The organism is Verrucomicrobiota bacterium, assembly GCA_016871535.1.
Classification (GTDB): Bacteria; Verrucomicrobiota; Verrucomicrobiia; order Limisphaerales; family SIBE01; genus VHCZ01.
On record VHCZ01000092.1, the window covers coordinates 1 to 21,000 of the forward strand.

16 protein-coding genes and 1 pseudogene are annotated in these 21,000 nt (G+C 59.3%); 10 read left to right on the forward strand and 7 right to left on the reverse strand.

Features of this window, described 5'->3' with window-relative positions; genetic code table 11:
* Positions 1–130: 130 nt before the first annotated feature.
* Entirely contained in the window at positions 131–1,144 is a 1,014-nt protein-coding gene (hemB, locus tag FJ398_13555; protein MBM3838965.1) for a porphobilinogen synthase, read from the reverse strand.
* Positions 1,145–1,245: 101 nt separating this feature from the next.
* Here hemB and FJ398_13560 point away from each other — a divergent pair, with 101 nt between their 5' ends.
* The 3 genes from FJ398_13560 to FJ398_13570 all read left to right on the forward strand — a co-directional run bounded on the left by FJ398_13560 (position 1,246) and on the right by FJ398_13570 (position 4,114).
* Entirely contained in the window at positions 1,246–3,441 is a 2,196-nt protein-coding gene (locus tag FJ398_13560) for an LPS-assembly protein LptD (protein MBM3838966.1), read from the forward strand.
* Between the two features lie 120 nt (positions 3,442–3,561).
* Complete coding sequence (locus FJ398_13565; GenBank protein ID MBM3838967.1) at positions 3,562–3,780, forward strand: DUF433 domain-containing protein; 219 nt, start codon at positions 3,562–3,564, stop codon at positions 3,778–3,780.
* A gap of 16 nt (positions 3,781–3,796) precedes the next feature.
* Positions 3,797–4,114, forward strand: coding sequence for a hypothetical protein (locus tag FJ398_13570; GenBank protein MBM3838968.1), 318 nt, complete (start codon positions 3,797–3,799; stop codon positions 4,112–4,114).
* 67 nt (positions 4,115–4,181) lie between these two features.
* Here the strand turns inward: FJ398_13570 and FJ398_13575 are convergent, their stop codons facing one another.
* The 6 genes from FJ398_13575 to FJ398_13600 all read right to left on the reverse strand — a co-directional run bounded on the left by FJ398_13575 (position 4,182) and on the right by FJ398_13600 (position 11,397).
* Positions 4,182–5,081, reverse strand: a complete 900-nt coding sequence (locus tag FJ398_13575) for a type II secretion system protein (protein MBM3838969.1) — start codon at positions 5,079–5,081, stop codon at positions 4,182–4,184.
* A 113-nt stretch (positions 5,082–5,194) separates the two neighbouring features.
* Positions 5,195–5,998 (reverse strand): type II secretion system protein, encoded by an 804-nt coding sequence (locus tag FJ398_13580; GenBank protein MBM3838970.1) that lies wholly within the window; start codon positions 5,996–5,998, stop codon positions 5,195–5,197.
* A gap of 221 nt (positions 5,999–6,219) precedes the next feature.
* The gene (locus tag FJ398_13585) at positions 6,220–7,971 is read right to left on the reverse strand and encodes a hypothetical protein (protein MBM3838971.1); all 1,752 of its coding nucleotides are present in this window, start codon (positions 7,969–7,971) and stop codon (positions 6,220–6,222) included.
* 35 nt (positions 7,972–8,006) lie between these two features.
* A complete protein-coding gene (locus FJ398_13590; protein ID MBM3838972.1) occupies positions 8,007–9,119 on the reverse strand; it encodes a hypothetical protein in 1,113 nt (370 codons plus the stop codon).
* A 176-nt stretch (positions 9,120–9,295) separates the two neighbouring features.
* Positions 9,296–9,919 (reverse strand): hypothetical protein, encoded by a 624-nt coding sequence (locus FJ398_13595; GenBank protein MBM3838973.1) that lies wholly within the window; start codon positions 9,917–9,919, stop codon positions 9,296–9,298.
* Positions 9,920–10,374: 455 nt separating this feature from the next.
* The gene (locus tag FJ398_13600) at positions 10,375–11,397 is read right to left on the reverse strand and encodes a uroporphyrinogen decarboxylase (GenBank protein ID MBM3838974.1); all 1,023 of its coding nucleotides are present in this window, start codon (positions 11,395–11,397) and stop codon (positions 10,375–10,377) included.
* A gap of 276 nt (positions 11,398–11,673) precedes the next feature.
* Between FJ398_13600 and FJ398_13605 the strand changes: the two genes are divergently transcribed.
* From FJ398_13605 to FJ398_13635, 7 genes and pseudogenes are all read left to right on the forward strand, one after another.
* A complete protein-coding gene (locus tag FJ398_13605) occupies positions 11,674–12,918 on the forward strand; it encodes a Gfo/Idh/MocA family oxidoreductase (GenBank protein MBM3838975.1) in 1,245 nt (414 codons plus the stop codon).
* Positions 12,919–13,401: 483 nt separating this feature from the next.
* Positions 13,402–13,626, forward strand: a pseudogene (locus FJ398_13610) (SAM-dependent DNA methyltransferase).
* A gap of 688 nt (positions 13,627–14,314) precedes the next feature.
* Positions 14,315–15,622 (forward strand): hypothetical protein, encoded by a 1,308-nt coding sequence (locus FJ398_13615; GenBank protein MBM3838976.1) that lies wholly within the window; start codon positions 14,315–14,317, stop codon positions 15,620–15,622.
* Between the two features lie 159 nt (positions 15,623–15,781).
* A complete protein-coding gene (locus FJ398_13620) occupies positions 15,782–16,888 on the forward strand; it encodes a DUF1016 domain-containing protein (protein ID MBM3838977.1) in 1,107 nt (368 codons plus the stop codon).
* Positions 16,889–16,890: 2 nt separating this feature from the next.
* A complete protein-coding gene (locus tag FJ398_13625; protein ID MBM3838978.1) occupies positions 16,891–18,105 on the forward strand; it encodes a type I restriction endonuclease subunit R in 1,215 nt (404 codons plus the stop codon).
* A gap of 433 nt (positions 18,106–18,538) precedes the next feature.
* Entirely contained in the window at positions 18,539–20,029 is a 1,491-nt protein-coding gene (locus FJ398_13630; GenBank protein MBM3838979.1) for a type I restriction endonuclease subunit R, read from the forward strand.
* On the forward strand, positions 19,932–20,630 hold the full coding sequence (locus tag FJ398_13635; protein ID MBM3838980.1) for a M48 family metallopeptidase: 699 nt from the start codon (positions 19,932–19,934) through the stop codon (positions 20,628–20,630). Before FJ398_13630 ends, FJ398_13635 begins: the two co-directional genes overlap by 98 nt.
* Positions 20,631–21,000: the final 370 nt, after the last annotated feature.

Genomic DNA, 21,000 nt, shown 5'->3' on the forward strand with positions numbered 1-21,000 from the left:
TTTGCCTGGGGCTGCGTTGCTCCTCGGTCACAGCCCCACTGGCGGGGGATGCTCGCTCGTCGCGCCTTGCCCCAGGCCAAATTGGGCGCAACGAACGTGAGCGTATTTACGAAACGGACCACTAAGGCGGTCAGTTCGGGATTTCCTTCAGCCACTTCGCGAGACTCGCCGCCGCGTAGCTAATCACAATGTCTGCTCCGGCGCGCCGCATCGCCAGCCAGCTTTCCAGGAACACCGCCCGCTCGTCGATCCACCCGTTCCGGCCGGCCGCCTTGACCATCGAATATTCCGCGCTCACGGCGTAAGCCGCGGTCGGATACCCGAATTCGGTCTTCACCCGGTGAATAATGTCGAGGTAAGCGAGCGCCGGTTTGACCATCACGATGTCGGCGCCTTCCTGAATGTCCAGGGCCACCTCCCGCAATGCCTCCCGCGCGTTTCCCGCGTCCATCTGATAACTTCGGCGGTCCCCAAACTTCGGAGCCGACTCGGCTGCCTCCCGAAAAGGGCCATAAAACGCCGAAGCGAACTTGGCCGCGTAGGATAGAATCGGCGTGTCGGTGAAGCCCAGTTGATCCAGGTGCGTCCGAATTGCGCCGACGCGTCCGTCCATCATATCGCTCGGAGCGACGATGTCCGCGCCGGCTTCGGCGTGGCTTCCGGCGGTGCGGGCCAGCAGCGTCAAGGTTGCATCGTTGGCGATGTGCGCTCGACCGCTTCGCCGGGTCACGATGCCGCAATGGCCGTGGCTCATGTATTCGCACAAGCAGACGTCCGTGATCACGATCAGATCGGGCAATTCCTTCTTCAGGAGGCGGACGGCTGTTTGCACAATACCGTTTTTCGCAAAGGCCCCGGAGGCCTTCGTGTCCTTTTGGTCCGGGATTCCAAACAGCAGCACCGCCGGCACGCCCGCTCGATAAGCCGTCTTCGCCTCGGCCAGCGCTTCGTCAGGGGATAATTGAAAAACGTCCGGCATCGCGTTGATCGGGCGCCGAAGCTTTCTTCCCGAACGCACGAACAAAGGCAAAACAAGCTGGTGAGCATGGAGGCGATTCTCGCAGACCAGCCTGCGGAGCACGGGAGAACTGCGCAACCGGCGGGGCCGCTGCGTGGGAAATCCGCTGGAGACGGTCCAATTCATGCGCCGAAGCTAGTGTGGCGTCTCCGAAATTGCCACACAATCGTTGCGCCCAAAAGGCTTCTTGGCAGTCCGAATTCATTTTGCCAAGCTCACGCCGCCGAATGAAGAAGCTGCACCGGGTCTCCAGGTTTTCCGCAGGGCTGCTCGCCTCATTCGCTTCAACTCTCCTCCATGCCCAGCAGCCCGAACGAATCGTCATCGAACCTTTGCATCCGGGACCCGCCAACCAGATTATCCATTACTTCGATCGCGGCGTCTCCGTCGGCGCCAACGGTGTGGTGGTTCGATACGGCGCCACGCTTCTGATTGCGGACGAAGTCTCCGTGGACGAGCAATCCGGGGAAGCCGTCGCGCAGGGGAACGTCAGTTTGCAGCAAGACCGCGGACTTTGGCGCGGCGAGCGTTTGCGCTACAATTTCCGAACCCGCGAAATGTCCGCCGACCGCTTCCGCGTGGGTCTGGCGCCGTTCTTTGCGGCCGGGGAAAGTTTCAGCGCATCGCAAACCAATCAGGCGTACACCGCGCGCAACGCGTTCGTGACGAGCGATGACTCCGCCGACCCTGCGTATCGCATCCGGGCGAAGCGCTTGATGATCATTCCGGGGAAGCGAATCGAAGCGGAACAAGCCACCGTCTATGCCGGGGACGTGCCCGCCGGGTATTTCCCATTCTTTTCGCGCAACCTCGAACTCCACCCCAACGCCTTCGTTTTCACCCCTGGCTACCGAAGCCTTTACGGGCCGTATCTCTTGAGTTCCTACCGCTGGTATTGGAGCACGAACTTGAGCGGCGCGCTGAATCTCGATTATCGGCAGAAACGCGGGCTCGGCGGCGGTCCGGAACTCAGCTACGACCTCGGACGCCTCGGCAAAGGCTCCGGCTCGGTTTACTACACGCACGACAGCGAGGGGGGCCTGGATCCGGGCGGCACGCCGATTCGCGACGACCGGCACCGAATCCAGTTTTCTCACAGCGCCGTGATCCGCACGAATCTTACGGCCAGGATTGTCGCCAACAAACAGAGCGACGCGCAGATGATCCGGGACTTTTTCGAAGCGGACTATCGCGAGGATCTCCAGCCGAAAAGTTTCCTCGAAATCAACCAGCTCTGGCCCAACTTCAGCCTGAACGTTCTGGCCCAGCCGCAGCTCAACGATTTTTTCCAAACCGTCGAACGTTTGCCGGACCTCAAGCTTTCCGCCTTCCGGCAACAACTGGGGGTCTCGCCCTTCTACTACGAAGGCGAAAACTCGGCCGGTTATTTTCGCTTCCGTCCGGCGGAAAGTTCGGTGACCAACGATTACGCCGCGTGGCGCGCGGATTCCTTCCATCAAATCCTCCTGCCGCAAACTTTTTTTGGCTGGCTGAATGTGACGCCCCGCGTCGGAGGACGATTCACGCAGTATGGCGAAACGGAAGGCGAAGGCTCGGCTTTCGACGCGAGGAACCGGACGGTTTTCAACACCGGCGCGGAGTTCTCCTTCAAAGCCTCGCGCGTTTGGGATGGAGCGCGCAGCCGCTTGTGGGACGTGGACGGCTTGCGGCACATTGTTCAACCGTCGATCAATTACGCGTTCGTTCCCTCTCCCAGCCGGGCGCCGCGAGAATTGCCGCAGTTCGACACGGAGATCCCCAGCCTGCGGCTCTTGCCGATTGACTTTCCCGATTACAACTCGATCGATTCCATCGACAGCCAGAACGTGCTGCGTTTGAGCCTCCGGAACAAAATCCAAACCAAACGCAGGGGCGAGATCGACAACCTCGTCGATTGGGCGCTTTACACAGATTGGCGGCTCGACCCGCGCCCGGATCAAAACACGTTCGCGGAAATGTTCTCGGACTTCGACTTGAAGCCGCTCTCCTGGCTCATCCTCAGTTCGGAAATCCGCTTCGACGTCGAAGACGCCCGCCTGAATTTCGCCAACCACTCCGTCACCGTCGCGCCGAGTGACACCTGGAGCGCGTCCCTGGGCCACTGGTATTTCCGCGAGGACCCGCGGTTTGGCCCGGACTCGGAGAACAACCTGATCCGAAGCACGCTTTACTACAAGTTGAACGAGAACTGGGCGGCGCGCGTGACGCACCACTTCGAGGCCCGCGACGGCGTCATGGAGGAGCAATACTACACCATTTACCGCGACCTCCGGAGCTGGACGGCCGCGCTGACCTTCCGCATCCGCGACCATCGCACGCGCGAAAAAGATTACACCGTTGCGGTCACCTTCTCGCTGAAAGCCTTCCCGCGTTTCGGCCTGGGCAAAGACCGGGCGAAACATTCTTTGCTGTTGGGCGGTTAGCTGTAAATTGGCAGTTCCCTCCAGTGTCGCCGAACTCCCTCGCAATTGGGGTGGTCGCAATGGACGCGGATTTCCTTCACAGGGCTGGACGGGCCGGCGAGCAACGTCTAACCTCTGGTCATGCTCGATTGGAGCCAATGTCCGGCGGTGGAACGAAACCCTGGACGCGTGAGTGGAGCCTGGCTTTTCAAAGGCACACGCGTTCCCGTGCGCGCGCTGTTCGAAAACCTGGAAGAGGGAGCCAGCGTGGGGGATTTCTTAAAGTGGTTTCCAGGCGTAACGCGTGAACAAGCGCTGGCCGTGTTGGCTCACGCCGAGAAAAGTTTGGCTGTCGCCTGAAAAGCTCTCGGCGACGATGCGCACCCTGTTCGACCAAAGCACACCGGCCCCGTTGCGACAGTTTCTCGCCGGACATGACGTCGCCACAGTTTACGAGCACGGTTGGTCAACTCTGGACAACGGCGAGTTACTCGCAGCAGTTGAGAATGCAGGTTTTGAACTATTCATCACCACGGATCAGAACTTGCGTTATCAGCAGAATCTCACTGGCCGACGGTTGTCCTTCTTGGTCCTGCCGACCACACGTTGGCCGCAAATAGAACGCCACATCGCAGAAATCACCGCCGCGGTGGATTCAATGCGCCCGGGCGAATATCACGAGTTGAAATGGTAGTCGGCGAGTTCGGCGGGGCTTTGGGCTGTGATGTTCTGCCGCTGACTCGGGGCACGCCGCCTTCTCTCTATCTCACCGGCGGCACCGGAATCGATTCATGGATGCGCCGGAGATCGCGGTCTGTGCCGGGGACGCCGGACGGGCCTTGAATCCACGGTTTCATTTTGCCGATCTGAATCGTGACCGGCTCCTGCCAGCGCCACAATTCGGAATGGCCATCGGCGAAACTCAGCACGCAACCGTTGTTATGCCGCGTGGCTGGAAAATCGATCCAGCGCCAGGTTTCCGGGATCGCCAGGAAAAAGCGGGCGTTGTCGATGCTGTGCTCGTGTTCGTCGATAAAGACGAACGCCTTGGCCGGGGGCGGATCTTTGATCTGCGACAGCCGGTGCCAGCACGTTTGATCGCGCGGGTCGGGGATGTGATTCATGAACATGTTCATCGCCACCGTGCGAAAGCGTGGAATCTTCCCTTCATCGCGCACGGTGGAGCGATCCGCCGGACATTTGTAGATCTTGGTCGAGCGATTGTAGGGGAAGAGCACGCCGTGTTCGATGTTGCTGCTCGTGGTGTCGGTCCAGGCGTTGCCTTGAATCCACGTCTCCGTCGTCGCGCTGAACCCTTCCCGGCCGCCGCCGCTGGTGGTCGCGTTCGGCGGCAACAGGTCGTTGTAATCATCGACGTACATCTGCCAACAAAGCTGGAGCTGGCGGTAATTACTCAAACACGCGATCTGCTGGCCTTTGGCTTTGGCCTTTCCCAGCGCCGGCAACAGCATCCCAGCCAAGATCGCAATGATGGCGATGACGACCAGCAGTTCGATGAGCGTGAAGCCGGTGTGCCCAAACTTGGCAGGGCGGTGCTGCTGCGCCGCCGAATCGACTGAAAACCGGCTGCGCGGCAACGCAGCCCTACCGTCGTGTTCAGGGGAAGCTTCTGCGGCCTTCGAGCCGTGCGCACGACCCATGAACCAGTAAGGACGCGTTCCACCGCGTCCCTGAAATTGTCTTTCTGATCGCAGAGTAAGGTCAGGGACGGAGTGGAATCCGTCCCTGCCCGGTTCATGGAACGCGCGTGCCATCATTTCCTTCCCGTCGCCCGTTCCTGCAGCCAGCCGATGTCTGCGTTGTTCGGCGATGGTTTCGGCGGCCACACGGTTAGATGGAAGTCCGGCTGATAAATCGGTTGCGTGCGCGCGTCGCGCCAGCGGTGGATTTCCGAATGCCCATCCGCGAAGTTCAAACCGCCCGCGCCGTTGAAATAGCCGTTGCCGATGCTGTCGGCGCGTTCGTCGAGCATCACGTAAGTCTTCGCCGGCGGCGGATCGGTCATATCGGACATCTTTCGGATCCGGGTGTATCCCAGGGTCGAGGCGGGATTCTCCTGGCCGGTGCGCGGATCGTAGTCGCCCACCCAATTGTTCATCGACACCGACCGCACGTGCGGGTAGCGCTTGCCGCCGATGGTGCTCTGCGATTTGTCCGCCGGACATTTCCAGATGCCGAGCGCGTCCGTGCCGTAGGGAGCAAGCAGGCTGTTGCGCAGGAAAAGCTGGTTTGTGTTGTCCGGATTGTTCGGCCCTGGATGTCCGGCGTTGTTGCCGCCATCCAGCGTCAGCCAACCCGCGACCCAACTGAGGCGAGTGTCCGTGGTGTCGTTGGCATTGGGCGGCACCTGATCGCTGTGCGCGTCCGCGTATAAGACCCAGGCCAGGCCCAACTGCTTCAAGTTGCTTAAACATTGGATTCCCTGTGCCTTCGCTTTGGTCTTGCCGAGGACGGGCAAAAGGAGTGAAGCCAGGATCGCAATAATGGCGATAACCACCAGAAGTTCGATGAGCGTGAACGCCGCGTCCCGGCGGCAAATTCTCCGTGGGCCCGGCACTGCCGGATCTGCGGCAAACGAACGCTGGTTTGCTGCGCGCACGTTGGTCTGGGTTGTTGGATTGCTTCGCGGTGACCTCAAGCTTGCGCTCTCGTGAGCAGAGTTTCCACAAACGGCAGTGAAGTCAACTAACCCTTTGTGCTCTTCGTTCGTCCTCGTCCTCGCACTCGTCCTTCGTCCTCGGTTTCACGAGGACGAGGACGAGGACGAGAAAATCCGCGCTACGAGGCCAGCCCGGTGATGCGATCCAGCGTCTCCAGGAAGTTTTGAGAAAGTTGCTCCAGCTTCTTGAACTTGCGCGCCAATTCTTGCGCGAGCGCGGGCCGCGGCAAAAAATCCAGGTCCATGATTTCGTAATGGAAAAAGTCCGCCAGCAGCCCGAACCGCTCGCCCAGCCCGGAAATCTCCTTCACCGTTTGGGCCAGGCGATCGTGCAGCGCCGCAGCCGGGTCCGCCCCGGAAGTTCCTGAAGCCGCCGCTTCCATCATTTGGCGCGCGAGTGCGACTCCATTCGAAAAAGAACACCGCATGCGCTGCAACGCCTGGCGATAATCGGCCAACTGGTCCTGGAATCCCTGCAGCGCTTGGCTGCGAGAAAACAGTTCCGTGACGAAAGCGGTGTCCGTCTCCAGCTCGAACGCCTGCTCCCACATCAATCGATTTGTCAACGCCGCCAGATACTCTTGCTGCGCCGCGGTTTCCCCGGCCGGCGCGTAAATCAGCGTGCCGTTGGACAGTAACCGGGCTTCGTAAAGGCCCAGCCCTGGCCGAGGTGAAGGCCAATCGCTGGCAACGCCCATCATCTTCAGAGCGGCCGCGGCAACCGTTTCAACCGGCAGAAGGTTCGCTGAAGCGGCTGCGAATTCGGGAGATTTCGTTTGGGTCGGTTCGCGTTCCGCCTGGAGGACAACGTGGCCTTCGCCGTAAGGCGCGGTTTCCGCAAAGTAAGCGGTCGAGAAATACAACCCCAGCACTCGAGTGCCCACCGCCGCGGCGATATGAATCGGGCCGGTATCGTTGCTGATGAGAAGATCGCACGCCTTCAGCAGCGGCGGGAGTTGTCGGACTTCGGTCCGGCCGATCAGGTTGACGACCGGTCCGTTTGCCAACCGCAGAAATTCTTTCCCCAATTCCGCTTCCTTTGGATTGCCAAAGAGGACGATCTCCAAGCCTGGATTCACACCCAGCAACCGGGAGAGTGAGGCGAAGTTTTCGATCGGCCAGGCGCGGCGCAAATCGCTCGCTCCCATTTGCAGACCGACGAGCAACCCCTTCCCGGCGGATCCGTGCTGTCGCAGCAGCGTGCGAGCTTCAGTTTCTGCGGCCGCCTCCACTTTGAAGTCAAGCCACGCTGCGCGAGGCCCGACGCGCCCGGTAAGCTCCTGGGAACTTCCCATGAACTGGGTAGGGATGCGTTCCACCGCGTCCCTGGAATCTGTTTTGGTCGATGGGGCGAAAAAGTCAGGGACGGAGTGGAATCCGTCCCTACCTGGTTCATGAGCCATACGCAAGTTCGGAAGGCCCAGGCATCTTCCCATGCCGAGGTAAATGTCCACCAGATTGAAAAGATTCTGCCTCCGATTTCTGACCGCTGCGAAGAGATACTTCGCCCAATCACCCCGCAACCGAATTTCGTTTGGGAGCGTGTGGATGCGACCGGACTTTTGGCTCGCCGCAATCTTCTCGCAAAGCACGGCGCTGGCTTCGTCGTGCGTCAAATTAACGACGTGGTCGTAGGACTCGGCAAGTTCGGGGCAGTCTTTGAAGGGCAGCCAGCGCTGAGAGTCTTGACGAGGGGTGTTGTCGCACAGCTTGCGAACCTCGGCCAACTCCACGGCAATAAGCCGGTCATGCCACGGCTGGCCTTCGAGAATAACGCGGAACTCTCGCAAGCAGACCACCGTGATCTCTCGCTCTCGCGTGCCGGTTTCCAGGCGCTGCAAAAGCGGCAGCGTCTGGACGAGATCGCCCATCCGGCTCAATTGAATGACCAGAATCTTTTCCAGAATTACTGTGGAACCTTGCTCCCCTTTGAATTGCCCGGCAAAGCGGAGTCCGAGCCAAGGTTGCGCCGGTTGGAGCGCCGGTCAGCCGCCGTGGGCGCGCGCGCGAGCAGTCCGTCGATCGGCGCATAATCATCCGTCAAGACCTGGGCGCGCAGGCTCGTCGGCGGAACCTTGGGCAGCAAAGCCGCGGCCCGGGCCTTGAACGTGGGCATCGTGACGCGGCGTTCGGCCGCCAACTCTTCCGCCCGCTGCACTGCGTAGGGCTGCGTAATGGGCAACGGGTTTTGGCTGGCCACGACCACGATGTTCCAACTGTCCGTGGCAGGAAAAAGATAAACCTGCGGGAAGACTGCCTTCAGCGTCTTGTAAACCGAACCCAGGATATCCGCCCGCCAGCCTTGCAGCGTCCCAATGACATTATAGACCACGACGCCGTTGTCCGTGAGGCGGTCGCGCGCGATTTCGAAGAATTCTTTCGTGACCAGGTGATACGGAATGTACGAGCCGTAGCGGCCGGATTTGTAGGCATCCAGAATGATCGCGTCGTATTTCTTTTGGGTCCGGCGCAGGAAGATCCTGCCGTCGGAGATGTGCACTTTGTGTGTAGGAGTTTCGGCGACGAAAAAGTATTTTCTGGCAACCTCGAGCACGGAAGGGTCGAGCTCCACCGTGTCGATGTTCACCTGCGGATAGTAATGCTGGTAAGCGCGCTGGATGCTCCCGCCGCCCAGCCCGATCATGAGCACATTCGTCAGGCTCGGATTCCACAGCCACGGCATGTGGAAAAATTCCGTGTATTGAAAGTGGCCCGCGAGGGGATTGGCCAGCGACATTCGGGATTCCTGGGATTGATCGAAACTCAGCGTGCGAATGCCCTGGTTATCCACAACCCGGATGTGGTGGTAAGGCGAAGTGATTTCGAGGACGACCGCCGCCTTCGCAGACAGCGGTGACAGCGACGAGGTGAGCCAACACAAAATGTAGGGCAGGCTTCCAGCCTGCCAGTTCGGGCGGCATCCTGCCGCCCGAAGAACGGGAGCAGGATACACGGTCAACCAGCAGACAAGCTGTCTGCCCCACCTTCCAAAACAAGCTCTGAGCCGTGAGCGATTCATGGAAGTGTAGATGCAAGGGCGGGCAAAAATGTTTCCGGAATCGGTGGATTAGTTAATAAGTCAAACCGGGAATGAACGCCAATCCACACGAATGCGCGCAAGGAAAACGTGTGAAAGCGACAGCCAGATTTGGATTGGCGCTGATTCGCGTTCATTCCGGCTCTCCAACTGAAGCGCTATCCCTGCTTCCCCCACCGATCCAGGGCAAAACAACCGGCGCCGACCAAAATCGTCAGCCCCCCAGTCGCCCGAAAGATGTTCGTCAGGTTCATCACATCGATCAAGATGTAACCGGACACGAACACTCCGGCAATGCTCCCGACCGTGCTCGCCGCGTAGATCAGTCCGCTGATTTTTCCAACGTGACCGACATCCTTCGCCGAGAGCCGAATGATGAACGGCGGCAAGGTCGCCAGCACAAAACACGGCAGGAGGAAGATGAGCAGACTGCCCAGCGCCGGGTCGAGCTTTTGCCAGATCAACGGCACGGTCTGATCCTCCGGATGGCGGAAGATGATCGCATCAATCACACGCGGCGCGAAGTTGGGAATGAGACCCGTGAAAGCTCCGGCGGGAAATAGAAGCCAGGCCAGCAACGAGGCGCGCGGATAACGGTCACCGATCCATCCCCCGGCCACATAGCCCAGCGCCAGCGCGGCCAGGATGATTCCAATCTGGCTGACCCAGACGTAGAACGAACTCCCAAAATCTTTGGCCAGGAATCGCGCGCCGATGATTTCCAGAACCATGATGGCGAATCCGCTCAGAAAGACGAGCAGGACAGGAGCCCAGATGCGCATTGCGACGAGAGTAGGGGCGCCAACTGCCCAGGTCAAAAACGTAACGGCGAGGTTTCAATGCGCGAACGTAGGGCAGGCTTCCAGCCTGCCTTTGGAGTTTGGACATTTTCCGCGCAGTCCAACAAGCCCGACGGGAACGAATGACGCTCTATCTCCCGAAGGGAGAATCGACAATAGCCCAGCCCTTCAAGGCTGGGATGGCGTCGCCAGGAATTCGAGTCCCGAAGGGACGGTTGAGTCTCCATGACGGAGACGCGCTTCGGCATCGATTTCATTGAGGTCGTCGGCAGTCCCCTTGCGAAGTGGCAGGAATCAGCCCTGAATCAGCCGTCTTCTTCGGGATTTCTGGCTTCGTTTCTCCTCAGTCGCAGAGCCCTGGCTATGCTCCTTCGTCGTGCCCCGCCAGAAAGCGAAATCGCCTCCAGCAAAACCGGAATTTATTTTTGCACAGACCCTTAACCCAACTGAGAGGCCGGAGTTCCTGCGTAATCGGCCAGGGCGCGCAAGTTTTCTGGCGGTGTGTCCCGAGGCACCTCGCAGCCGGCCCCAACGATGTAACGGCTGCCCGCTTGCCGGTGGCATTCGGAGATCGCCGCCGTCACAAACCCCGCGTCGCCATCGCGCAGCACGGTCACCGGATTGATATTGCCGAGGAGAATTTGGTCCGGCCCCATGGCGGCGCGCGCGTCGGAAAGCGGCGAAAGTGAATCCAGATCCACGATTTCGCAGTCCAGCTTGCCCATGCCCTGCAAGCAAAATCGCGTGTTGCCGCAAATGTGCAACCGCACCGCCGCACCCAACGCCTGAATTCCTCCGACCAGTCTTTTCTCGTAGGGCCAGATAAACTCGGCGTAAATCTGAGGCCCAACGAGCGACGCGGCGGCGTCCCCCAGCCCGATGATGTCCGCGCCGGCCGCGACTTGGGCGCGGGCAAAGCGCAGTTCCATTTCGACGACGAACTCAAACAGATCGCGCACGAACGCCGGGTCGTCGTAGAAGTCGAGCATCAGGGTGTTGATGCCGCGCAGGTCCGCCGCCTCCGCGCACGGCCCTTCCACCCAACCCTCGATGATTTTTTCGCGGCCAACCTTTTCCTTGAACAACGCGAGGGCCTGAATTCCGTTGTGCATCCGCCCGCCGCTCAGCGGATCCGGAATCTTCAATCGGTTCAGCGCCGTTTTGTCCGCCAGCAAGGCCTGGTCCTCCACGAGCGCCGCGGGCTGGTCATCGAAGAATTGCACGGCCGCGCCGCAGTCCGCCGCTTCACGCGCAGGATCGGACATGGTGTTGACGTAATCGAATCCAAACTTTTCGGCAGTGCGAATCTGACCCTCCACCAGCACGCGATAATCCGTCGAATATTCGCGGTAGCGCGCGCCGATTTGCGCGGCGGCAAATTGCATCGTGATCGGCATGAACGGCAACCGATCGACCGGGCGCCCTTGCAGATGGGCTAAAACTCTATCACGGCTGGTCATGGGAAGTTTCAGATCTTCTTCCTCTCCCCGCGAGGCGCGAGTGGGGAGAGGATCGAGGAGAGGGGGAAGCGCTATGAGGACGTCCCTCCTCTCCCCGCCCCTCTCCTCCCTTCGCAGGGAAGAGAGGGAGAATTCCAAGCGCAATCGTCAGTGTCTGTTCTTTCTTCAACAACAGCGATTGGGCCGCCGCGTTTGCGCCTCCGCCTTGACTCAAATCAATTCTTGCCCCGCTCCGAACCTCCAGATTGAGGAGAACAGGAAAACAAAGGATTCCTTATGCCAGAGCAAAACAATGAAGCTCGAACCCACTCGTCACGCGAACTCTCTCGCCGCGAATTCATGGCCGGCACCGGAGCCGCCGGGCTTTCGTTTACGATTCTCAAACCTGAATTGGCCTTCGGCGCCGAAGCCAATTCCAAAATCACCTGGGGCCTGATCGGATGCGGCGGCCGCGGCACTTGGATCGCCAACCTCTTCCAAAAACACGGCGGCTACAATCTGGTGGGGGTGGCGGACTATTTCCAGGATCGCGTCGATTCGGTCGGCGAGAAATTCCAGGTGCCGGCATCGCGGCGTTACACGGGCCTTTCCGGATACCGCCGTTTGCTCGAACAAAAGTTGGACGCGATTGTGATCCAGACGCCGCCTTACTTTCACCCGGAACAAGCGGCGGCGGCGGTGGACGCCGGCTGCCACGTGTATCTGGCCAAACCGATCGCCGTGGACATTCCCGGCTGCCAGAGCATCGCGGACAGTGGACAAAAGGCCGCGGGCAAAAAGCGCGTCTTCCTGGTGGATTTCCAGACGCGCGCCCATGCGCTTTATCAGGAAGCGATCCAGCGGGTGCATCGCGGCGACATCGGACGCCTCGTCTGCGGCGAGGCCACTTATCAGACAAGCCTCATGTTCTCCAATCTCGACGCGAAGCTCCGAGCCGCTCCGAGCAGCAAGGATTTATGGCTGCGCGCCTGGGCGTTGGACCGAGTTCTCTCCGGCGACGTGATCACCGAACAGAACATCCACGCGCTGGACGTCGCTTCCTGGATTCTCAATGCGGCGCCGCTTCGAGCCACGGGCACGGGCGGCAAAGCGCGCGAGTTGATCGGCACGTGCTGGGATCATTTCGCGGTGATTTTCAATTATCCGGGAGACGTGGTTTTGACTTTTTGTTCCAAGCAAGTCGGCGCAGGCTGGGAAGACATTCAATGCCGGATTTACGGAACGAATGGAACCATCGACACCCATTACGGCGGCAACGTCGCCATCACCGGCAAGGCGCCGTTCGTCGGCGGCTCGACCGGCAATCTCTACGCCGACGGCGCCGTCCGCAACATCGCCTGCTTTTACGATCAGATTACCAGTGGCGATTATTCCAATCCCACCGTGGCGCCGAGCGTGCGCAGCAATCTTACGACGATCCTGGGCCGCGCCGCCGCGTACCAGCGCCGCGAAGTCACCTGGGACGAAATGATGCGGACCAACGAAAAACTGGAATACGATCTAAGCGGCTTTCAGTCCTGAGTTGAGATGGGCCGGTAGGGCTGCGCTGCCGCGCAGCCGGTCTTCTGACGACTCGAAGCTTCCCGTGAACCGTCTCTTCGGACCGTGGCCTTTAGCCCGCTTCAACGCTCGCCCGCGGAGAGTGCGCTGAAGCAGCCTGAAGGCTGCGGTCTTTTGCCGAAAGAAACGAGACGGGCAAGCTTTTCAAGCGCCACAGCCAATTTCACCAGGCGGGTTGACCACGCCCCTCACTCAAGTCCTTTCAGGTCATTGACTAAAACTGGGCGCGTGCCCCGATTCAAGTCCGCCTTACTGGATTCATGTCAAGATGGCTTATCACCTGGCCGAGGAAGCCCGTGCAGGGCTGTCCGAATTCTCCATTCCTGCCGATATGCGCGGGACGTTGCTGGAGTTCCAATCCGCCGCCGTCCGCATCGCCGCGAGTTGAACCGAAACGCTTGCTCGCATTTCACTTAACCACGTGGCTATTGTTCGCTCCTAACAATGACGAACTTCGCAGCCAAACTGAGGAATGGCATCAGAACCCGCCCCGTCCGTCGCCTGACTCAAGGGGAACTCGACAGCTTTCTCGAAAAAGCCGCCGATATCTTGCGTGGCAACGTGGACCACTCCGAGTTTCGCGGCTATGTTTTCGCCCTCCTGTTTTTCAAACGCATCAGCGACGTGTACCTGGAGGAAGTCCGCATCCTGACCAAGAAGCTGGGCGACATCGAAGCCGAGCGTCAGGCTGCGCTAAAGGACATCCATGAAGCCTACGATCCAGTGATCGAACCGCTGCCGGAATTGAAAGAGGAACTGGCCCAGTTGGAGGCGGCAGATTTCGCCAAGTGGAGCGAAGCGCCGGACAAGAACGATCTCAATTTTGGATCGCTGAAGTCGCTGCTGGATGAAGTGGCGAATCTGGAGACGCAGGCCGGGAAGAAATCCGGTGATGAGATGCGTGAGGCAAAAGAGAAGCTTCAGGCAGCCAAGACCGAGCTTCGTGCAAAGACCAAGGAGGCCAAAGACCGCATCAAGGAGCGCACTGCTGAAGTGAAGCGAGCAGTGAAGGAATTGACCAAGCTGGATGAGGAGCGCACCGAGCGACTGGCCGAGATCAATGCTCACGCCGACCGGCACGTAGCCCAGGTGAAAGAAGCGGCGGCAGACCTGGCCCGGATTTGCGCCGACCCGGAGCAAGCGAAACGATGCTTCGTTTTGGCCGAGCGTCCTGAGATCGAGGAGAACGAGTTCAATTTGAACATGCCCCGCTTCGTGGACACCTTTGACCCAGAGGAAGAAATCCCAGTGGACATGGCCGTCACTGAAATGCGAGAAGCATTGAAGGGCAGCAAGAAAGTCCTTGGAGCACTCCAAACATCACTGAGCAAGAGCGGAATCAAATTCGAGTTTTAGGATGCGTCCTGTTTACGACAACGATCTACCGACCGGGTGGGAACAGCGTGAGCTGCGCAGCGTCTCCATCCGCAAGCGTGGGCACACCTGGGAAAAGGAACAGGAATCACAGAAGGAATCTCACGATACCGTGCCGGTTATCCGCATCCCCAATATCGGCGAGCGTCTCGATTTGAGTGATCTGCTTCATCTACGTGGTGTCACTGAGGAGGCGCTGAAGGAATCTGCGGTTAGCAAGGACTGGATTCTGTTTGTTGGATCGAACGGGAATCCCAACCGCATTGGGGATTCTGTGCTCATTGAGGAAAACCGCAAAATGGTCTTCGCTTCTTTCCTGATGGGCATTGCGGCTAAGAATCCAGCGGAACTCTTACCCAGCTTTTTATCGCTCTGGCTCAAAATCCACAACGTCCACGAGACGTTCAGCAAAACCTCCCAACAAACCACCGGCCTGGCGAATTTCTGTTGGGGAGCGGTGAAGAAATTGCCAGTGCGTTTCCCCAAACAGCCAGACGAGCAGCGGGCAATCGTGGACATGGTGCGTCTCGCCAATGCGGCGATTGACGCAACACAAAGCAAGGTCGTGGCAGCGCAGCGACTCAAGACCGCATTGATGCAGCAGCTTTTCGCACGAGGGATTCCGGGGCGGCACACCAAGTTCAAAAAGACCAAGGTCGGTGAGATTCCTGTGGGGTGGAATGTCGTTACCGTTCAATCCCTCATGGCGGAGAGAATCTACAACGGTGTTTCTCCTCAATCACGTCCCAATCCACCAGGGACACCGATTCTCAATGCGAGTTGCTTCAATGACGGGCGCTGTAATCCAAGATTTGTGACCTACGTTGACTTGGATTGCGAGCCGATCAACGACATCTTGGCTAAGCGGGGTGATTTCTACGTGCTTCGTGGCAACGGCAATCGTGATTATGTAGCCGCAGGTGCGCTGTTGGTTGATGAACCTCCGCCAGGTTGTGTGTTTTCGGACTTGCTCATCAAGATTCCATACAGCTTGGAGAAATTGGTGGAAGGATACTTGCCTCTACTCTGGCAGTCGCAAGGTTTCCTGCGGCGGCTGCAATCAAAAGCGGTTTCAGGCAGTGGACTCTGGAAGATTGGTCAACGAGAAATTCGCAGACACGAGTTGCCGCTGCCACTGAAGGATGAGCAGGAGGAGATTGTTTCGTTGTTGAGGACTGCCGACGACAACATCGCCGCAGTCGAGCGTGAAATCGAGGCTCTCCGCAAGTTGAAGACCTCACTGCTGCAAAACCTGATGACGGGGAAAGTCCGAGTGAAGATGGAGACCTGACCATGCCGCCGCAATCCACGCCATTCACCGAGGCCCGCGCCGTCCGATCTTGCCGACGCGTCGGCACAATTCCGAATCGCCCGCCATCCAGGATTTTCCCGGCGCGTCGGGGGAATCCCGCTGCCTCAGCCCCCGCGGCTTGATACCGTGACCCCGAGCATGAGCGCCAAACCGACCAAATCACTGGTCCGAAAGCCGGGCACAGAGCCGGGCGTGTTGCTGACGGACGTACGGGAACTGATCGTGACGGCGCGGCAGACGGTGGCGCGTGGAGTGAACGCCGCGCTGGTGATGCTCTATTGGAAAATCGGCCAGCGGATTCGCCAGGATGTGCTGCGAGAGAAGCGGGCGGGCTACGGCGAGGAGATTTTGCAGACACTGTCTGCAAAATTGGTCGGCGAGTTTGGACCGGGATTCAGCCGATTCAATCTGACGCGGATGGTTCAGTTGGCAGAAGGTTTTCCCGATGCGCGAATTGTTGCGACACTGTCGCAACAATTGGGCTGGTCGCATTTCGTGGAGTTGCTGCCGCTCAAAAAACATCTGCAACGGGACTTCTACGCGGAGATGTGCCGAATCGAGCGGTGGAGCGTGCGGACGCTGCGGAAGAAGATCGGCGGGATGCTTTACGAGCGGACGGCGCTGTCGCGCAAACCGGGCAAGCTGGCGAAGATGGAGTTGGAGCAGTTGCGCGAGGAGGACAAGCTGACGCCCGACCTGGTGTTCCGCGATCCTTACTTCCTAGATTTCCTCGGTCTTAAAGGCGCGTATTCGGAGAAGGACATGGAGACGGCCATCCTGCGGGAGTTGGAGGCGTTCCTGGTGGAACTGGGGAGCGACTTCGCCTTCCTGGCGCGACAGAAGCGCATCGTGGTGGACGGCGAGGATTTCTACCTCGACCTGCTGTTCTACCATCGCCGGCTACGACGGCTGGTAGTCATTGACCTCAAACTCGGGAAATTCGCCCCCGGCGACGTGGGTCAGATGGAATTCTATCTGCGCTGGCTCAAGAAGCACGAGATGCGTCCGGGCGAAGACGAGCCGATAGGGCTGATCCTGTGCGCGGAGAAGTCGGACGAGCGCATCGAGGTGTTTGAACTGGCGGCGCGGGGCATCCGTGTGGCGGAGTATCTGACCGAGTTGCCGCCGAAGAAAGTGCTGGAACAGAAACTCCACGACGCCGTGCGGCTGGCGCGGGCGCGGCTGGAACAGCAGACGTTGCAGCGGAAAGAAACACGGAAGCGCGAACACCGAACGGAGGATTGACCATGCCGCCGCAATCCACGCCATTCACCGAGGCCCGCACCGTCGAGAACCCGATCCTGAAATGGCTGCGCACGCCGGAACTCGGCTGGCGCTACGAGAACCAGCAGCAGGTCATCAAGAAATACCGCACCGATCCCGCCACGGGCGTCTATGACGAGCGGGAAGTTTTATTGCTCCCAATCCTTCGGCAGAAGCTCAAGGAACTGAATCCCAAGTTCATCACTGACGACGACCGGGCCGACCGCATCGTCTTCCAATTGCGCAAGGAGACGGACAACCAGGAATGGCTGCATTGGATGAGGAACGAGAAGACCTTTCAGTTCGCCTCCGATGAGCCTTACCAGCCGATCACGGTGATTGATTACACGAACATCGAGAACAATGACTGGCTGGTGACGAATCAATTCTGGGTGGAGGGCAGGAATCGAAGGCGGACGGACGCGCTGTTGTTCATCAACGGCATCCCGGTCGTAAACCCGGAAGCCAAGACGACCACCCGTGACGATCACATTGAATGGCGTGAAGGTGCAAAGCAGACGGGCGATTACCTGCGGGACGTGCCGCAGCTTTATTACTCGAACGCCTTCTGCTGCGGCATCAATGAGTTGAAGATGTTTTACGGCGTGCCGGGCGTGCCGTTCCACAAATGGCAGCAGTGGCGTGATCCTGCCCCGCACTCGATCCCGGAGTTCGAGGAGATGAAGTGCGGTGTGTATGGCCTGCTCGACCGGCGCAACTTGCTCGATCTGATTCAGAACTTCATTGTGTTCGAGACCGAGGAAGGCAAGACGGTGAAGAAGATCGCCCGCTACCAGCAATTCCGGGCGGCCAACAAGCTCGTCGAGCGTGCAATCAAGTTGGGCGCAGATCGAAGCTGGCGACGTGGCATCGTGTGGCACACGCAGGGATCGGGCAAAAGTCTCACGATGCTGTTTGCCGCCCGCAAGCTGTGGAATCTCCTGGGCCAGCCCACAATCATCATCGTGGTGGATCGTGACCAACTCCAGGATCAGATGGTGAAGCAATTCGTGCAGACGAACACGCAGAACTGCCGGATCGCCGAGAGCAAAGATGACCTGTTGAAGTTGTTGAGCGAGGGCGATGGCTACCGGGGCATCGTGCTCACGATCATGCACAAGTTTGACTGGCGGGATGCCATCGAGATCAAACGCCCGGATGTCGTCATGCTCGTGGACGAAGCGCATCGCACGCAATAGGGCGACCTCGCCATTGGGATGCGCAAACTGTTGCCGAACGCCTCGATGTTCGGCTTCACCGGCACGCCGCTCGAACTGGACGACCGCAATACGCCCGTGGCGTTCGGCCAGGAACAGGGCAAGGACGTGGCCGGACACGAGATTTTCGAGCGTTACATGGATCGTTACTCCATCGCCGATGCCCTGCGTGACAAGGCGACCGTGCCGATCCGCTGGCAGCCTCGCATGACGGATTGGAAGGTGTGGGGCAAGGCGCTGGACGAGCAGTTTGAAAAGCTGCTCGCCCACCTGTCACCCGGCGAGCGCAATGCGTTGAAGACGCAGGAAGCGAAACTCGACCGGATTTTGAAACACCCGGATCGCATCGCCCAGATCGCCGCCGAACGTGGCAGAGCATTTCAAGCAGCACGTCCAGCCCAACGGGTTCAAGGCGATGCTGGCCTGCTACGACAAAGAGACGTGCGTGCTCTACAAGGCTGCGCTCGACACGTTGCTCGGCTCGGAAGTCAGCCTGTGTATTTTCTCAGAAGCGCCGAAGGAAGACGGCGAACTCATCAAGGCGCATTATCTGGGCGATGCGGCCCGGAAGAAGGCGATTGACGAGTTCAAGAAACCGAAACCGGACAAGGCAGAGGAATTGGCCAAGCCGGAGAACCGCTTCCGCAAAGTCGAGTTGTTCATCGTGTGCGACATGCTGTTGACCGGATTCGATGCGCCAATTCTGCAAACGCTTTATTTGGACAAGGGCCTGCGCAACCACACGCTGCTGCAAGCGATCGCACGGGTAAACCGGCCCTACAACGAATTGAAGAACGGCTGGGGTGATGACGGCACGCAGGGTCGGGGCGGTCTGGTGATTGATTACTTCGGCGTGTTCGAGAATCTGAACGAGGCGCTGAACTTCGACAAAAACGAACTGGGCACGATTGCGTATCCGTTCTCGTTGCTGCGGGAGCGGTTCAAGCTGGAGATCGGGCTGCTGTCCGATTTGTTCAAAGAGGTTGATCGCACCGGCAGCTACGAGTCGTTGATGAAGGCGCTGACGTTCCTGAACCAGAACGAACCCGCCAGAGACAAGTTCGAGGAACTGTATCGCAACGTCCGCATCCTCTACGAGGCGTTGCAGCCGGACGAGTTCTTGGCTGACTACGAACGAGAGTATGCCTGGCTGACAAAGATGTGGATGGCGTATCGGAAGAAATTTTATCCGGCAGAGCGATTCGAGATCAGCGCCGAGGATGGAGCGAAGACACGGGAGTTGATCCGGCAGAATGTCTCGATGGAGGAGTTGAAGAAGGACTTCCCGACCTACGAACTCAACGAGCAATATCTGTCGAAGCTCAAGGATGAACCGCCCGATGCCAAGGCGCTCGACATCGAGGCCATGCTGGCGGCGGAGTTGAAAATCCGGCTGGGTGAGGACGAGGATTATCAACCATTGAGCGAGCGGCTCAAACAGATCGTCAGCAACAAGCGCCAGGGCACATTGGCGGGCATTGCGTTGATCGCTGAACTCTCGAAGCTGGCGGAGGAAGTTGTCCGGCTGACCGAGGAGCGCAAGTTGCCGCTGCCAAGGCGGGCGCAGCCGACGACGTGGCCGATGGCATATTGGCCAAGGCGGACGAGTTCTGCTTTCCGAATTGGTTTCAGAAGGAGGACGTGGACACCACGCTGTATCGGGAGTTCACGATCTTGCTGGCCGGGAAGTTCGGCAACCTCGCACTGCACGGCAAGGGCAAGGACTTCGTGGATCGGTGCATCAAGCTGCTCAAGCGGGCACGCCACGTCGGCAAAGGCCCGAAGGGAGGTTCGTGAGCTTCGCGCTTATGCAATACGTCGTGCGGATCAGCCCCAAGGCCCGACACGTTCGGCTGAAGATGACCGTGAAGCACGGGCTGGAGGTCGTCGTGCCACGGGGATTTGACCAGACTCGCATCCCGGCAGTGCTGCAACGCAAGAAGCGTTGGATCGAGAGCACGCACCAGCGGCTTGAGGAGCACCGGAAATTTTTCGAGCCAGAACCGCCTGGCAAACTGCCGGATCACATCACGCTCCCTGCGATTGGTGAGGATTGGCGGGTTGAGTATCGGGAGGCGAAAGCCCGGTGGGCGGTAGTGCGCCGGGTGAGCAACGACCGTTTGGTCGTGACCGGCAATACCGAGGACGAGCGAGAGTGCAAATTGGCGCTCAAGCGTTGGCTGTCCCGGCGCTGCCACGATTCACTGGTGACGTGGTTGCGGGATGTCAGCCGGGAAGTCAGCCTGCCATTTGGTCGGGCGACCGTGAAGATGCAGAAGACCCGCTGGGCAAGTTGCTCCCGGCACAAAACGATCAGCCTGAACTTGAAATTGCTGTTCCTCCAGCCCGCCCTGGTTCGCTACGTCTTCATCCACGAGCTTTGCCACACGGCGCACATGAATCACTCCCGGAAATACTGGCGCTTCCTGATGACCAAAGAGCCGAATTGCATGGCCCTGGACAAGCAGTTGCGGACGGCTTGGCGGCACGTTCCGGCGTGGGTCTGAGGAGCGTCGCCATAAATGAAATTCGCCGTGTGCCGTCCAGTATGCGGCCCGTCGACCGCGTGCTCGAATACACCGACTTCCGCAACTTTACTGCGGTCATCGCCAAAGCGCGGGAGGCCTGTTCCGACACCGGGCCATCGAGGATAGGGCGCTGCCCCGTTATGCGCTGAGCGATTCCTCTGCGTTCATCCGCGTCCATCTGCGGTTGTCTCCGAGCTCGGCTCCTGAACTGCCGGAGCCGTTACGGACGCAACGGCGCCAGCACGACGCGAAAACCAAGGTCGCTGCAACGGCTCGACTTGAAATAATCATCGCGGTTGGCCGAACGGCAGAAACGGCCATCATACAACCACGACCCTCCCCGCGCCGT